The 14,671-nt window shown below is 53.4% G+C and carries 16 protein-coding genes and 3 tRNA genes; 9 read left to right on the top strand and 10 right to left on the bottom strand.

The window, feature by feature from the left end:
• Positions 1-9 precede the first annotated feature (9 nt).
• Together D5366_RS06325 and D5366_RS06320 are read right to left on the bottom strand one after the other, a co-directional pair.
• Positions 10-540, bottom strand: coding sequence for a hypothetical protein (locus D5366_RS06325; RefSeq protein WP_240775192.1), 531 nt, complete (start codon positions 538-540; stop codon positions 10-12).
• An 80-nt stretch (positions 541-620) separates the two neighbouring features.
• Positions 621-959 carry a P-II family nitrogen regulator gene (locus D5366_RS06320; RefSeq protein ID WP_141492750.1) on the bottom strand — a complete coding sequence of 113 codons (339 nt, stop codon included), beginning with the start codon at positions 957-959 and terminating at the stop codon, positions 621-623.
• 258 nt (positions 960-1,217) lie between these two features.
• Between D5366_RS06320 and D5366_RS06315 the strand changes: the two genes are divergently transcribed.
• The 3 genes from D5366_RS06315 to D5366_RS06305 all read left to right on the top strand — a co-directional run bounded on the left by D5366_RS06315 (position 1,218) and on the right by D5366_RS06305 (position 3,764).
• A complete protein-coding gene (locus tag D5366_RS06315) occupies positions 1,218-2,456 on the top strand; it encodes a UbiH/UbiF/VisC/COQ6 family ubiquinone biosynthesis hydroxylase (protein ID WP_240775191.1) in 1,239 nt (412 codons plus the stop codon).
• Positions 2,453-3,214 (top strand): serine O-acetyltransferase, encoded by a 762-nt coding sequence (gene cysE, locus D5366_RS06310; protein ID WP_141492749.1) that lies wholly within the window; start codon positions 2,453-2,455, stop codon positions 3,212-3,214. The genes D5366_RS06315 and cysE overlap by 4 nt, the downstream gene beginning before the upstream one ends.
• Positions 3,215-3,419: 205 nt before the next feature.
• Complete coding sequence (locus D5366_RS06305) at positions 3,420-3,764, top strand: hypothetical protein (protein ID WP_240775190.1); 345 nt, start codon at positions 3,420-3,422, stop codon at positions 3,762-3,764.
• Between the two features lie 56 nt (positions 3,765-3,820).
• Here D5366_RS06305 and D5366_RS06300 read toward each other — a convergent pair whose 3' ends face one another.
• A complete protein-coding gene (locus D5366_RS06300) occupies positions 3,821-4,990 on the bottom strand; it encodes an aldose epimerase family protein (RefSeq protein WP_373317514.1) in 1,170 nt (389 codons plus the stop codon).
• A gap of 314 nt (positions 4,991-5,304) precedes the next feature.
• Between D5366_RS06300 and D5366_RS06295 the strand changes: the two genes are divergently transcribed.
• Both D5366_RS06295 and D5366_RS06290 read left to right on the top strand, forming a co-directional pair.
• A complete protein-coding gene (locus D5366_RS06295; RefSeq protein WP_141492746.1) occupies positions 5,305-6,111 on the top strand; it encodes an MlaA family lipoprotein in 807 nt (268 codons plus the stop codon).
• Between the two features lie 36 nt (positions 6,112-6,147).
• On the top strand, positions 6,148-6,741 hold the full coding sequence (locus D5366_RS06290; RefSeq protein ID WP_141492745.1) for an MlaC/ttg2D family ABC transporter substrate-binding protein: 594 nt from the start codon (positions 6,148-6,150) through the stop codon (positions 6,739-6,741).
• A gap of 38 nt (positions 6,742-6,779) precedes the next feature.
• Here the strand turns inward: D5366_RS06290 and D5366_RS06285 are convergent, their stop codons facing one another.
• The 4 genes from D5366_RS06285 to D5366_RS06270 form a co-directional block, all read right to left on the bottom strand.
• Positions 6,780-7,622, bottom strand: coding sequence for a PhzF family phenazine biosynthesis protein (locus D5366_RS06285; RefSeq protein ID WP_205839570.1), 843 nt, complete (start codon positions 7,620-7,622; stop codon positions 6,780-6,782).
• Between the two features lie 64 nt (positions 7,623-7,686).
• The gene (locus D5366_RS06280; RefSeq protein WP_141492743.1) at positions 7,687-8,199 is read right to left on the bottom strand and encodes a GNAT family N-acetyltransferase; all 513 of its coding nucleotides are present in this window, start codon (positions 8,197-8,199) and stop codon (positions 7,687-7,689) included.
• A 77-nt stretch (positions 8,200-8,276) separates the two neighbouring features.
• A complete protein-coding gene (ettA, locus tag D5366_RS06275) occupies positions 8,277-9,956 on the bottom strand; it encodes an energy-dependent translational throttle protein EttA (protein WP_141492742.1) in 1,680 nt (559 codons plus the stop codon).
• A gap of 75 nt (positions 9,957-10,031) precedes the next feature.
• Positions 10,032-10,105 (bottom strand) — tRNA-Ile (locus D5366_RS06270).
• Between the two features lie 180 nt (positions 10,106-10,285).
• Here D5366_RS06270 and ppa point away from each other — a divergent pair.
• Positions 10,286-10,807, top strand: a complete 522-nt coding sequence (ppa, locus tag D5366_RS06265; RefSeq protein ID WP_141492741.1) for an inorganic diphosphatase — start codon at positions 10,286-10,288, stop codon at positions 10,805-10,807.
• 98 nt (positions 10,808-10,905) lie between these two features.
• On the opposite strand, the gene D5366_RS06260 is transcribed toward ppa, so the two are convergent.
• Both D5366_RS06260 and D5366_RS06255 read right to left on the bottom strand, forming a co-directional pair.
• Positions 10,906-10,980 (bottom strand) — tRNA-Gly (locus tag D5366_RS06260).
• Positions 10,981-11,105: 125 nt separating this feature from the next.
• Positions 11,106-11,180 (bottom strand) — tRNA-Gly (locus tag D5366_RS06255).
• A gap of 153 nt (positions 11,181-11,333) precedes the next feature.
• On the opposite strand from D5366_RS06255, the gene D5366_RS06250 reads away from it, so the two are divergent.
• From D5366_RS06250 to D5366_RS06240, 3 genes are read left to right on the top strand one after another with little or no spacing between them, the layout of a single operon-like run.
• Positions 11,334-12,272, top strand: coding sequence for a tetratricopeptide repeat protein (locus D5366_RS06250; RefSeq protein ID WP_141492740.1), 939 nt, complete (start codon positions 11,334-11,336; stop codon positions 12,270-12,272).
• Complete coding sequence (locus D5366_RS06245; protein WP_141492739.1) at positions 12,272-12,964, top strand: LON peptidase substrate-binding domain-containing protein; 693 nt, start codon at positions 12,272-12,274, stop codon at positions 12,962-12,964. Before D5366_RS06250 ends, D5366_RS06245 begins: the two co-directional genes overlap by 1 nt.
• A gap of 3 nt (positions 12,965-12,967) precedes the next feature.
• Complete coding sequence (locus D5366_RS06240; protein WP_141492738.1) at positions 12,968-13,150, top strand: Trm112 family protein; 183 nt, start codon at positions 12,968-12,970, stop codon at positions 13,148-13,150.
• 29 nt (positions 13,151-13,179) lie between these two features.
• Here D5366_RS06240 and D5366_RS06235 read toward each other — a convergent pair whose 3' ends face one another.
• Entirely contained in the window at positions 13,180-14,625 is a 1,446-nt protein-coding gene (locus D5366_RS06235; RefSeq protein WP_141492737.1) for a cryptochrome/photolyase family protein, read from the bottom strand.
• Positions 14,626-14,671: the final 46 nt, after the last annotated feature.

The raw sequence follows: 14,671 nt of genomic DNA, 5'->3' as shown, positions 1-14,671 counted from the left end.
AGGTCCAGTTCAGCCCTTCAGATGTGCGTTACAAGCGGACCAGTACCCGCCGCCCTTTGAAATCCACGTCATGCCAGCATTACCGCCATTGGCTTTATTTGCCTGATATTGCGCGGCGCAGGTCTTCAAACGTGCTTTACCCGCTGAAAGCTTTGCAAATTGCGGTGCAATCGCATTCGGGAAAACCGCATTGCCACCTGTTTGCACGACACTACTTGTCTGCTTGGCTGGCTTGGAGCTTGCGGCGCTGCTTGAGGAAGGCTGAGCCGCAGACGTTTTTGTCTCTGCGGGCGCTTCAGGCGCTGACGCCGCCGGTTGGCTTGTAGCAGCCGGAGCTGCACCCGCCGCGCAATGCGACGCTTTAAAAGCTAAATAATTTTGTCCTTGGAGCGTTCCGCTGGTTTTGGCTGATTGAAAAGCCGAATGGCATTCACTTCCGCTCAAACCGCCCGCTGATGCGGCAGAGGCCACACCAGCAGACATAACCGCAGCAGGCAGCGCAACAAGCGCAAAACGAGACATCATACGATAAAGCGTCATGGTGGACTTTCCTTTTCCGTCAAAGGCCACAAGCACTCTACGCATGAAATTGTTCCCGATAAAAGGCTGTTTTCTGCCTTTTAAAGTGCGCTTTCGCCAGTTTCTCCCGTACGAATACGGATGATTTCATCAATTGGGGAAACAAAAATCTTCCCGTCACCGATTTTACCAGTATGAGCCGCATCGCGAATAATCTCGACGACGTCTTGCACAACCGTATCGGAAACAACAATTTCAATTTTCAGCTTTGGCAGAAAGCTCACATGGTATTCCGCACCACGGTAAATTTCAGTCTGGCCTTTTTGCCGGCCAAAACCCTTAACTTCCGTAACGGTTAAGCCTTGAATTCCCAGCGGCGTCAGGGCTTCACGAATATCGTCGAGCTTAAATGGTTTGATGATCGCGGTAACAAGCTTCACGGCAGGGCTGTCCTCAATCTTTTCGGCGTAATTGCCGATTTTTAACCTCATAGCCCGTTCGGTTTTAGAACAGTGAGCCGAGGCTGGTTGCTCATTAATCGTGCCACTAACACAACGTTTTCGACAAGAGCAGATTCACGCATAGCTGCGCGTTTTATACAATAAACTATCCTCAAAAATTAAACCGCACCCCTCACATGCGCACGCCCCCCTTTCTCTTCCGCTACCGCAGGAGTAGGACTGGAGGGCGATTACATAATGAGCCTACACGCAGAGGGACAAAAAAGAATGGCGAACACACGCTATGACGTTTGCATCAATGGGGCTGGCCCCGTAGGCGCTACTCTTGCCTGTCGCCTTTCTGCCGCAGGATTGCGCGTTTTATTAATTGACCGCGCGGCCCTGCCTGGCCTCGAAGATCCGTCCCTCGACGGGCGCGCCTACGCCATTGCCGAAGGCCCACGCCGCCTTTTGGAAGAGGCCGGCGTCTGGGCTAATTTACCGGGCACCTCTCAACCCATCCGAGGGATCCGCGTTTCCGACGGACGCCCATACGAAAAAGCATCCCCCCTTTTCCTGCATTTCGGTATTGATGATGCCCCCTCGGGCCAACCCTTTGGCTGGATGGCCGAAGCACGTGACCTACGCCTCGCGCTGAATCACACTCTTCTCACCGCAGAAAACATTACCGTGGAAGCTCCCAATACGGGTCGCTTCGTTTTTGCCGATGATCATGTCGAAATTCACCTCGCTTCCGGCACGAAGGCTTCAGCTAAACTTATCGTCGCGGCTGAAGGGCGCCGCTCGCCACTCCGAGAACAGGCCCGCATCGGAATTACCAAAATTCCTTACCATCAATACGGTATTGTCGCGACCATTGCCCATGAACGCCCCCATAACGGGGTCGCTTTAGAGCATTTCCTTCCTCAAGGGCCCTTTGCACGTCTGCCTATGCCCGGCACGGCCGAACATCCAAACCGCTCAGCCATTGTCTGGGCCGAAGGAGAAGGCCGCGCGCAACGCTCCCACGCCTTTCCTGACGATGTTTTCGCTCGGGAAATCAAAGCGCGAATGGGAGATGAGGACTTAGGAGAAATAACCCCGATTGGCCGCCGCTGGCTTTACCCGCTCAGCGCTCAATATGCGCAAACTTATATCTCCCACCGTCTCGCTCTGGTCGGGGATGCCGCACATGGTATCCACCCAATTGCTGGTCAGGGGCTCAATATCGGCTTCAAAGACGTCATCGCTCTGTCCGATATCCTCATAAGTGCTCACCAAAACGCGCAGGACCTCGGCGCAGCCTCCTTGCTGCAACTCTATCAGCGCAGAACACGCCCCGCGAACATGGCCATGTTCGCCGCAACTGACGTTTTGGAAAGGCTCTTCAGCAATGATAACCCTTTACTGCGCCGCATAAGAGATATTGGCATTTCAGGCGTCCACCGCCTTCCCGCTTTACGTAAAGCCTTCGTCCGCCGAGCAATGGGACTATGACACTACGACCCGATCTTACCGCGTTATGGCTAACAATGCAGACCCAGGCTTGCAGCTGCAACGACCCTCTTATCCAAGACGTATACGCCACAAATATTGGCGACCACGCGAGCTTCCCTTCGGCTTTAGCGTCCTTGATAGGCACTAAGCTTGCCGATCGCTCTATCCCCGCGACAACCCTGACCCGCCTAGTCACAGCTATTTTTGCCGACAACCCTGCAATACCGCATGAAGCTGCCGCAGATATTCTTGCCATTCAGGAGCGTGACCCGGCATGTACCGACCTTGTTACCCCTTTCCTGTTTTTCAAAGGGTGGCAGGCGCTGCAAGCATACCGGGTTGCTAACTCTCTATGGCACCAAGACCGAAAGCATCTCGCCTATCATATCCAAAGCCGCTGCAACGAGCTTTTTGCCATTGATATTCACCCCGCAGCGCGTATTGGGCAGCGTGTAAGCTTCGATCACGGTACTGGTATTGTGATTGGTGAAACCTGCATTATTGAAGACGATGTCGCGCTATTTCAAAGCGTTACTTTAGGTGGGACAGGAAAGCTCAGCGGCGACCGTCATCCTATTGTGCGCCAAGGCGCAATGATCGGCGCAGGCGCAAAAATTTTAGGCCGCATCACTATTGGTGAACACGCGCGCATTGGCGCAGCATCTGTTGTGTTGGAAAATATTCCCGCAGGTTCAACTGCCGTTGGAAACCCTGCACGTATTATCCGACATAATAACGACAAGAACGAAATTATTTAATAATTCGAATGAAACAAATGATTGCCTAATTATCAAATAATAAGCCATAGTTTCCGCAAGACAAGACGAAAGACTTTTATACGTTCCAAACTGATCTTTCTAACAGACAAAAATTAGAGAGAGTATGACACAAAGCTCTGCCAAGAAGTTATCCACTCGTCCAAGCAAACGCGCCCCGAAGAAAAAACCGGAGATTAGCCAAACTATGCCTGACGATACTCAAACCGATGCGCTAGTTGCAGAGCCCCCCGAAGACACGTCTTTGCCGCAAGCAGAACCGCCTGCAAACGAGCCTAGCCTGTGCATACAGGACATGGCGTGCATCTTTGACCGCTCATGGTACGAGCGCGAGTACCCTGACGTTGCAGCCGCAGGCATAGATGCAGCGACGCACTACCGAGAAATTGGCTTCCGCGAAATGCGCGCTCCCAATCGTTTCTTCAACCCTCATACTTATCGCGCAGCAAACCCCGACTTAGCTGCCTATGAGGGTGATCTCTTCTTGCACTTCATTTTCTACGGCGTGCATGAAGGCCGCCGTATTGGCTAATATAAGGCCCGCAATTTAAAAAGGGCGGCTCAAGGTTGAGCCGCCCTTTTGTTCTGTTATTTGTTCGAGAACTTGAAGATCGTCGTGTAATCAAATGTCTCGCCCGGCTTCAGTTCCGTGGTTGGGAATGAAGGGTGGTTTGGGCTATCAGGATAGTGCTCAGCCTCGAATGCTACAGCATCCCCTTGACGGTAAGCATGCCCGGAAATACCAGCATAGCCACCATTCAGAGAATTTGATGTATAAACCTGAAGGCCAGGCTGGCTCGTTAGCACTTCCATGCTACGGCCTGAACGCGGGTCATAAACCTTACCGGCCAAACGGGGCGCTTGACCGTAAGCACCATTAACAACCCAGTTAATGTCATAGCCACGCGCATACATCATCTGCGGATCATTGCTGCGCAGACGATCGCCAATAACCGTAGGTTTGGTGAAGTCAAACGGTGTCCCCGCTACAGGAGCAACCTGACCCGTAGGAATGGATGTTGCATCCGTCGGCGTGAAGGAATCTGCATTGATTTGCAGCACTTCAGGCTCAATGCTGCCACTGCCTTCACCATTCAAGTTCCAATAGGAATGGTTTGTCAGGTTAAGCACGGTTGGCGCATCTGTTGTTGCGACGTAGTGCAGGCTCAACTCGTCATCATTCCCCAGCGTATAGGTAAGATGCGTCGTCAATGTCCCGGGGAAGCCTTGATCACCATTCGGGCTAACCAGTTTGAGCGTAACATACGCGCCTTCAGCGCCTACGCCACTCTTCTCCAGCGTCCAAACCTGCTTATCAAAACCGCGCTTGCCACCATGCAACGCATTCGGCGGAGCCGTAACGTCCGTGTGGTACTCTTTACCTTCAACAGGGAAATTACCCTTGGCCAAACGGTTCGCGTAGCGGCCAATTACCGCCCCGAAGAACAACCCACCTTGAGCACTATCAACCGTATAGCCTTTCAGGGTGTCAAAGCCTAAAACGACATCTTGTACATGGCCGTTGCGGTCTGGTGTCTCAACAGATTGAATAATACCGCCATATGTAATGATACGAACCGTAACAGCGTGATCATTTTTAAGGGTTAGAATTTTTACAGCCTTACCGTTAGGCGTCGTACCCCACGGTGCGGAAGATACAGTAGGGGCAGCAACTGCGTGTCCAACACCAACAGTAAACAAACCAACTGATGCCAAAAGTGACATTTTGCGTAGATTAGAAGCAAGCATACACGCCATTCCCCGTGTTGAGTTCACGCAACACTGCGCTAAAATTCTCTATTCAGTCAAAGCATGAAGTGCATCTTTTAGGGCTGTTAACCGCTATTGATCCAACAATTACAAGTGAAAGCTTCGGCTCCCGCCGAGGGGTGCATAATCATGTCAGATACTCTAAAAGAGCTTTTACCCGCGGTTAACTGCGGAATTGGAGATTGTCTGCACATCACCTTTGAGGGATGTTTCAGGCGTCTTTCAGGCGTTGCACACAATTTTCAGTTACTAGGTAAAGTCTTTGTGAGCAGCGCCGCAGCAAGGTATTCGAGGATTGGTTTATGAACATTCGACTGCTCCGGTGCATCGGGAAGCCATCTTTTTTCGCCACAAAACGATGGATAGCAGGGACATTGGCGCTGTTTTCCCTCACAGCATGCAGTTCCTTGAGCAACCCTCCCCCAACAGATCCGGACGACCTTGCTGACTATAAAGCAGCCAATGACCCGTACGAACCTGTAAACCGCAAGATGTATGACGTCCAAATGTGGGCCTACCACAAAGCCCTGCGCCCGATCAGTAAGGCGTGGATATGGGCTGTGCCGCGCCCCGTACGGGACAGCATCGACAATCTTAATCAGACCTGGCGTGAACCTGCAGTCTTCTTCTCCGATGTCGGCGCTGGCAAACCCCGCCGCGCAGGTGACTCCTTCATGCGCTTCACCATCAATATGAGTGCAGGCGTCGCAGGATTGTTCGACGTGGCAAGTCTGGTCGGATACCCGCAGCATGAGTCTGACCCCGGCATGACCCTCGCCAATTGGGGTGTTTCCAGTGGGCCATACCTCTTTATCCCACTCGTCGGCCCTTCCAGCTTCCGCGATGCTGGCGGCTACGTCATCGCCCAAGGTCTGTCACCAATTAATTACGTACCAAGGGGTTATGGCCTTTTAACTTTCAACTGGGCTTACAATATTCTTGGTACAATGGATGGGCTTGCAGAAAGCACGGATCAAATAGATCATGTCGAACAGGATAGCTTAGACCCCTATTCCTACATTCGCAGTGCTTGGCAGCAAAACCGTCAGAGCCAAATCGAAACACTAAACGCAGACCACCGCGCTACTACACCTGACTGGTACCATTGATTGACCTCCCGCCCCACGAAACCGAGGATAATCACGATGTTCAAAGCTTTATCACGCCGCACTCTTCTCGGTCTTGCTGCAGTGACCGCGCTCAGCACAGGCGCCGCACATGCCAGCCCGGCTACTGACTTTGTCAATAATTTTGGCAGCAAGCTGGTAGGAATCGTCAATTCCGGCCAGTCACTGGATGCCAAAAAGCAGCAAGTTCTGCCTTTGCTGCAACAAAACCTCGATATTGAAGGTATCGGGCGCTACTGCTTGGGACGCTACTGGCACACCGCCACGCCCGCGCAACAGCAAAAATACATTTCCTTGTTTGATCAGGTTCTGGTCAACACGGTTACCGACCAAATCGGTAACTACCAAGGGGTGAGCTTCCACATCGTCAGCTCCACCCCTACACCAGACGGTGAGCGGGTTAAGGCGCTGATCGACCGTCCCGGCCAGCCAGAAGTGAACATGCAGCTCATCATTTCCGGCAACCCACCAAAGGTTGTTGATATGTTTGGCGAAGGCGCAAGCCTCCGCATGAACCAACGCGGAGACTACAGCTCCTATCTCTCCCGCCACGGCGGAGATGTTGATGCGCTGAACACCGCTCTAGAGCGGCAACTCGCACACCATCACTGATGGCGCAAAAAAGCCCCAGCGCAATGCTGGGGCTTTTTTTATATCGTAACAACACCCTGAATACGTGTCTCGACTTTTCCACCTATCCAAATGTCATCACCGTTTTGTTCGACCATGACACAACCAAGCCGATTCAGAACGGTACCTTGTCGTGCCACGTACTGACTTGGTGCCCGACCACTCCCGATTAACCACTGCGCTAAGCCAGCGTTCAAACTCCCAGTAACCGGATCCTCGTAGCCTTGCTCGGCACTGCCCACAAAAGCACGGACCTCAAATTGCGCATCCATCCCGTCATGCACGGGGTCCCATGGCCCAGCTACGCCTACTTTTAAATCTCCCCAAACGCTCCAGTCGGGACGCAATGCGAGCACCGATGCTCGGTCTTGTAAAAGTACCGACAGCCAGCCTGGCCCATTATCTGTCCACTGCGCTGCTACGATATCACGCTGGTCGATATTCAGAGCCTTCGCAACGCGTGCACCTTCCGCATCACTCGCAGCCCCAGTCCGCTGACAGGGAGGAGCCGCAAACGCAAAGCTCCCGTCCTGCTCTTTGAGTGTTACGAGCCCGACGCCACACTCCTGCACAAGCATTTTGCCCTGCGGCACACCGCCCAAGGCGCGCCAAACATGCGCACTACCCAAAGTAGGATGCCCCGCAAAAGGCAATTCTCTTTCAGGAGTAAAGATACGCACACGGTAATCCGCGCCCACGCGGGATGGTTTGAGCAAAAACGTTGTTTCGCTGAGGTTCGTCCAATTTGCGATCTGCGCCATTTGGGCATCAGACACATCATCCGCCCCCACCACTACCGCCAAGGGATTCCCCTTAAATGCCGCACCGGCAAAAACATCTACTTGTAAAAATGTTAATTCCATTATTATCGCTCACGAATTCAAATATGCTCAGCGACAATAAGTAGCTTCTTTATTTAAACAAGCTTTATTGGTCATCCCTCGGAGGAGCCGACACCTCATAGAGTAGCATTGTGTAGCCATCACGTACGAAAGTTTCGGCTTGGTGCATACCAATACTGCCCAGCACAACCCGAGACGGCCAGTTATCCTCGCGCGCCACAGCAACGACATGCGTCACGCCAGCATCTAAAACAAAACGCAGTGCGGCACCGGCAGCCTCCCGCCCAAGTCCACGACCACCAGCCCAAGGATACAACGCGAAGCGTAGGCCGAGCCCTCGCCCGTCGGGGCGCTCGTGCACCCCCGTAATACCGACAAAACGTCCATCCTCACGAATGGCAAAAATTCCGACACCACGCCGCGCCCAAAAGGCAATATCCTCTGCCATTTCACGCTCTGCCTGCAAGCGGTCGCGCACCCCCCCAAGCATGCGGCCAAAGGCCCCTGCATTTCCTTTTAGGTCAACCACATCCTCAAGATCACGCCACGTTATCGGCGTCAGAACGAGGCGTATGGTGCGTATCTCACGACCTAGCAACGCGCTGTCCTCAATATAATCAGGTCAAAAAAAAGCCGGTGGGAAAACCCCACCGGCTATCAAATCACCTAAACCACTTAGCGTGCAACTGGCCGGTACTTGATACGACTGGGCTCCGTAGCATCAGCGCCCAAACGACGTCGCTTGTCTTCTTCGTAAGCTTGGAAGTTACCTTCAAACCACTCAACGTGGCTATCACCCTCAAAGGCCAGAATATGCGTTGCCAGACGGTCAAGGAACCAGCGATCATGGGAGATGACCACGGCGCAACCAGCGAACTCAGCCAAAGCATCTTCGAGCGCACGCAGAGTGTCGACGTCAAGATCGTTGGTCGGTTCGTCAAGCAGGATGACGTTGCTGTCTTGCTTCAGCATTTTCGCTAAGTGGACGCGGTTACGCTCACCACCTGACAGGACACCAACGCGCTTTTGTTGGTCAGAACCTTTGAAGTTGAAGGCACCGACGTAAGCGCGTGACGGTACCGTCCGCTTGCCAAGGTGAATAACATCCGTCCCGCCGGAAATCTCTTCCCAAACGGTCTTGCTGTCATCCAGCGTATCGCGGGACTGATCGACATAACCAAGCTTAACGGTTTCACCAACTTTCAGTGAACCCTCATCCGGCTGATCCTGACCCGTGATCATCTTAAACAGCGTGGACTTACCTGCGCCGTTTGGCCCAATTACACCGACGATACCACCCGGTGGCAGCTTGAAGTTCAAGCCATCAATCAAAAGACGATCGCCGTAACCCTTACGCAGGTTTTCAGCTTCAATAACCGTACCACCAAGGCGTGGGCCCGGTGTGATAACGATATCTGCCGTACCGCCTGCACGCTCAGCATTCGCTGCAAGCATATCTTCATAGCGCGTGATACGTGCTTTACTTTTGGCCTGACGCGCCTTCGGAGAAGCCGAAATCCACTCACGCTCTGCTGCAAGCGCACGCTGGCGGGCGCTCTCTTCCTTTTCTTCCTGTGCCAGACGCTTCTGCTTCTGTTCCAGCCAAGAAGAGTAGTTGCCCTCAAATGGATAACCGCGCCCGCGCTCGAGCTCCAAAATCCAGTTCGTGACGTTGTCGAGGAAGTAACGGTCATGGGTAATGACCATCACGGTGCCTTGATAGTCACGCAGCGTCTTCTCCAGCCAAGAGACGCTTTCGGCATCAAGATGGTTGGTTGGTTCGTCAAGCAGCAGCATGTCTGGCTTTTCGAGCAGCAAACGGCACAGCGCTACGCGGCGACGTTCACCACCGGACAACTTCTCGACTGAGCTATCAGCAGGCGGGCAACGCAGCGCATCCAAAGCGATGTCTAGCTTGCGGTCCAGCTCCCAGCCATCGCCTGCGTCGATCTTTTCCTGCAGCTCGGCTTGCTCTGCCAAGAGTGCTGTCATCTCGTCATCAGACATTGGCTCAGCGAATTGCATAGAAATTTCGTTGAACCGGTCTACAGCTTGCTTCAACTCGCCAAAGCCGAGGGCGACGTTCTCACCGACCGTCAAGCTCTCATCAAGCTTTGGCTCTTGCTCAAGATAGCCGATCTTAACGCCATCAGCAGCCCATGCTTCGCCGCCATACTCTTTTTCAATGCCTGCAATGACCTTAAGCAAGGTCGATTTACCAGCACCGTTGACGCCAAGAACACCGATCTTAACGCCCGGCAGGAACGAAAGCGTGATGCCCTTGAAGACCTCTCGCCCACCGGGATAGGCCTTGGTCAGATCCTTCATGACGTAGACGTATTGATAGGCGGCCATGGCAGGTCTCCCAAATCGAGAAGGTGGAGTGAGAAGCTGAGCTGCGCGCATTATGCGGGCTCGAAAGAATTACCGTGCGCCCGGAGGGACTTGAACCCCCAACCAATCCGTTATGAGCGGACGGCTCTAACCAATTGAGCTACAGGCGCGCGGTTAATTGCAGCAAATCGCGCAACTGGACGTTTTTTGCAAGAGCCGTTGTGCGAAAAACCTCATATCGGCCGCACTTTTATTCTCCCAGCAAAGATACCAAGGGGGCTGGGCAGAGTGAAAGCAGCCCAGTAAGATCAATCTTGGTTCCATTCACAGCATGACAAGGTGCCTTTTTCATGGACATCAGCAAGATCCCGACCGGCAAAGACGCGCCACGCGATATCAACGTGGTTATCGAGATTCCGCAGGGCTCTCAGGTCAAGTACGAAGTCGATAAAGACAGCGGCGCATTGATCGTAGATCGCATCATCTTCACGCCAATGGCATACCCAGCTGCATACGGCTTCATCCCTGGCACACTTGCCGCCGACGGTGACCCGTCAGACGCACTGGTACTGGCACCTGCCGCAATCGTACCCGGCGCAGTCATCCGCGCACGCCCAATCGGCATGCTGAAGATGGAAGATGAAAGCGGCGTTGACGAAAAGATCATCTGCGTCCCGCACGACAAGGTGCACACGCAGTACAAAGACATTACGTCTGTCGATGATCTGCCAGAAATTACACGCCAAGCGATTACGCACTTCTTCGAGCGCTACAAAGACCTTGAACCCGGAAAATGGGTAAAGGTAACGGGCTGGGCTTCCAAAGAAGAGGCCTATGCATCTATCGAAAGCGCTATTGCAGCCGCTAAGTAAGACTGCCTTTCTGCCCGGACATTGCTTCGGGCAGAAAACCTTTCTACGCGCCAAGCGCAGAAACGAAAAAAGGCGCCTTACGGCGCCTTTTTCATAACTGGAGCGGGTGATGGGATTCGAACCCACGACCCCAACCTTGGCAAGGTTGTGCTCTACCCCTGAGCTACACCCGCACTCCGTTGGACGGGCTTATGAACCAGTTTCTCTCGCCGCGCAAGAGAGAAAATAAGCCTTTATGACATTTTTAAAAAATTTAGCAGAAACGAAAAAAGGCGCCTTGCGGCGCCTTTTTTATAACTGGAGCGGGTGATGGGATTCGAACCCACGACCCCAACCTTGGCAAGGTTGTGCTCTACCCCTGAGCTACACCCGCACTCCGTTGGACGGGCTTATGAACCAGTTTCTCTCGCCGCGCAAGCGAAAAATACACACCACTCTGTTTTTCTTAGCCTCTTGCGTCTTTGTCAGCATCGTCCGATCTTCTTTTTAACAAGAATGAACCAAACACCCCTAGGACACCTGACTTATGAGCACTTTTGAAGAACCCCTTATCGGCCAAACTCCGGCGGCCAGCAGTAATATTATCATTGATACTGACCAAAAAAATTTCATGGCAGACGTCATAGAAGCCAGTAACACTATCCCTATTCTCGTAGATTTTTGGGCACCATGGTGCGGCCCCTGCCGTCAGTTCACACCCGTTCTGGAAAAAGTCATTCAGGCAGCACAAGGACGCGTACGCCTTGTCAAACTGGATATTGAGGCCAACCAGAGCCTCGCCGCGCAGCTTAGCCAAATGGGCTTACCCCTCCAGTCCATTCCACTCGTTGTAGCTTTCTGGAAGGGCCAAGTGCTCGACGCAGTGCAAGGCGCCCAGTCCGAGAGTGCCGTTAAACGCTTTGTTGAAACGGTCCTTAAAGAAAGCGGCGGCGCTATGCCCGCTACGGAGATGCTGTCAGCTGGAAAAAAAGCCTTATCCGAAGGTCTCGCTGCTGAAGCTGCGGGCTTGTTTGGTGCCGTACTCGAAACCGAAGAAGAGAATCCAGAAGCTTGGGGAGGCATCATCCGCGCACTCATCGCCCTCAACGAGACCGAAGCCGCCGAGGATGCCTCTAGCCAAGTTCCCAGCAAGCTTGACGCACATCCAGAAATTACTGGCGCACGCGCCGCGCTAACTTTTCACAAAGAAAGCGCTCAGGCCGCAGCCCAACTGGATACGCTCAAGCAAAAGGCTCTCGCCTCTCCCGATGATTTTACAGTCCGCCTAGAACTTGCCGCCGCACTTAACGCCGCAGGACAACGGACAGAAGCCGCCGAGACACTCCTATCCATCATCCGCGCAGAACGTGATTGGAATGACGGTGCTGCGCGCACCGAACTCCTCCGTTTTTTTGAGGCGTGGGGCCACACCGACCCCAACACACTAGCGGCTCGCCGCAAACTCTCAGCATTGCTGTTTTCCTGATGACGCCACAAGACTTCAACAACCTCATCGCTCTGCCTGATATTCCGCGCCGCGTTGCGCCGCTGAATGAACTTACTCTTGCAGATATGCCGCCGCGCCTTGGCCTGTTTGTCCTTCCAGGCGCAGTTCTCCTGCCCGGAGGGCGACTGCCCCTCCAGGTTTTTGAGCCACGCTACATTGCCCTCCTCGAAAACGCTCTGGCACAGCACCGCCTCATCGGCATTATCCAACCCTTGGACGATGATGAAGACGACGCATTGCTTGACAATCCCCCACTACACAAAGTTGGTGCCGTTGGGCGCATCGTGGAATTTGCCGAACAGATTGACGGTACTTTCATGATTGTCCTGCATGGAGTTGCGCGCTTTCGCCTGCTGCAGGACAAACCAACCGACCATGGCTGGCGCGAAGGCGCCATCGACGTTTCCGGCTATGTTGAGGATATGATGGATACCTCGGCAATGCCCGTTGGGCGCGAGGCTTTGCTCAACACCCTTAAGGACTACCTTGCCGCCCGGGATCTTAGAACCGACTGGACTTTGCTGGACGAACTGGACGACGAAGCTCTGCTCATTGTTCTACCAATGCTCATTCCTTTTGAGGACGAAGAGAAGCAACTCCTTCTAGAGGCACAACACCCCAAAGACCGAGCTGAACTCTTGCTCACTCTGCTTCGCCAAGGCATGGAATAAGACATGACATCTGAACTCGACCCACGCCTCCTATCCGCTCTGGTCTGCCCGCTTACCAAGGGGCCCCTCACTTACGATAGCGCCAAGCAAGAGCTTGTAAGCCAAAAAGCGCGCTGCGCGTACCCGATCAGAGACGGCATCCCCATCATGCTTCCTGATCAAGCACGCCCTCTCGAAGCACCTTGAAACAGCGCCTTCGAGAAGGGGCGCTGCTTTTAGAGCGCCTTGAACGCCGACAAAGCCCTATCACGGCCTTCGGGTAGATCGACGATTGGCTGCGGGTAATTTTTACCCAACGTTACACCCGCAGCACGCAGCGTAGCCTCGGACGCTTTCCAAGGCTCGAACAATACTTTCCCGGACAATTTGCTCAACTCAGGGACCCAGCGCTTGAGGTAGACGCCATCTGGGTCAAATTTTTCAGCCTGTAGTGTTGGATTGAACACCCGAAAAAATGGCGCTGCGTCAATGCCTGTCCCCGACACCCATTGCCAATTCATAGCATTGCTTGCTGCGTCGTAATCCACCAACGTGTCACGGAACCACGCCTCACCCTCCTGCCAGTTGATCAACAGGTGCTTGGTCAAAAAAGAGCCCACAATCATGCGGGCGCGATTATGCATCCACCCAGTCTGCCATAACTGGCGCATCGCTGCGTCCACTATCGGCACCCCCGTTTTCCCGCGCTGCCATGCCTTCAAGTCATGCGCAGATTTCCGCCAAGGAAGAGCGCGGAACTTCTCAGTAATACTTTCGTACGGCAGGGACGGCGTGTGAAATAGGGTATAGTGAGCGAACTCACGCCAACCAATTTCGGACGCAAATACCTCCGCTCCTTTGCCTTTCTCATTCCGCTTATGGACCTCACTCCACACCCGTCTTGGCGAAATCAATCCGCTCGCCAAATAGGCTGATAGCCGCGAGGTTCCCTCCTCCGCCATATGGTCTCGCGCCGTAGCATATTCCGAACAATGATCATCCAAAAACACATCTAACGCTTGGTGCGCAGCATGACTATCAACACGCCAGCTAGCCCTGAAACCTGCCGCCCAGTCCGGTTTTTCAGAGCGCAGATTCGCAGCGTTCAGACGCTGATCTTTTAATAAATCATCCCCATGCGCACTGAACTGCACATGCTCTGGTACATCTACGGGCTCCTCCGCCCCCAAAGAGCGCAGCACTTTCCAAAACGCCGTATAGACCTTGTAAGAACGCCGCTCTTTCGTGAGTACATCGCAGGGATGTCTAAGCGTTGTGCCCCAATCCAGTTGAAAACCAACACCCATTTCGCTCAAGAGACTGGAAATATGCTGGTCTTGCTGGCGTTCTTTATCAAGGACACGGTGATGGGCAAAGACGCTCGCAGCACCTGACTGCCGCACTATTTCAGGCAATATCTCATCTGCCCGCCCTTCAAACGTGAGCAAATACCCGCCTAGCTCCTCAAGCTCTGCGTTGAGAGAAGCGAGAGCGTCATGCAGCCACCATTGATACGCCCCACCAATGGATGACTCCAGATACGTTGTTTTATCAAGAATATAGACACATATGACGGGCGATCCCGTCGCAGCGGCCGCTACAAAAGCTGGATGGTCATCCAGACGCAAATCGTGTCGGAACCAAACAACTACCGGCTTACGATCAGAATCATTGCCCGCCATGAAACATTCTCCGTCATCATCACTCAGCTAAGAGCGCATCAACGGT

Origin of the sequence: Neokomagataea tanensis (genome assembly GCF_006542335.1) — a bacterium.
GTDB classification, from domain to species: domain Bacteria; phylum Pseudomonadota; class Alphaproteobacteria; order Acetobacterales; family Acetobacteraceae; genus Gluconobacter; species Gluconobacter tanensis.
Note: the sequence above shows the minus strand (reverse complement) of the source record. Positions and strands in the feature narration are given on the sequence as shown.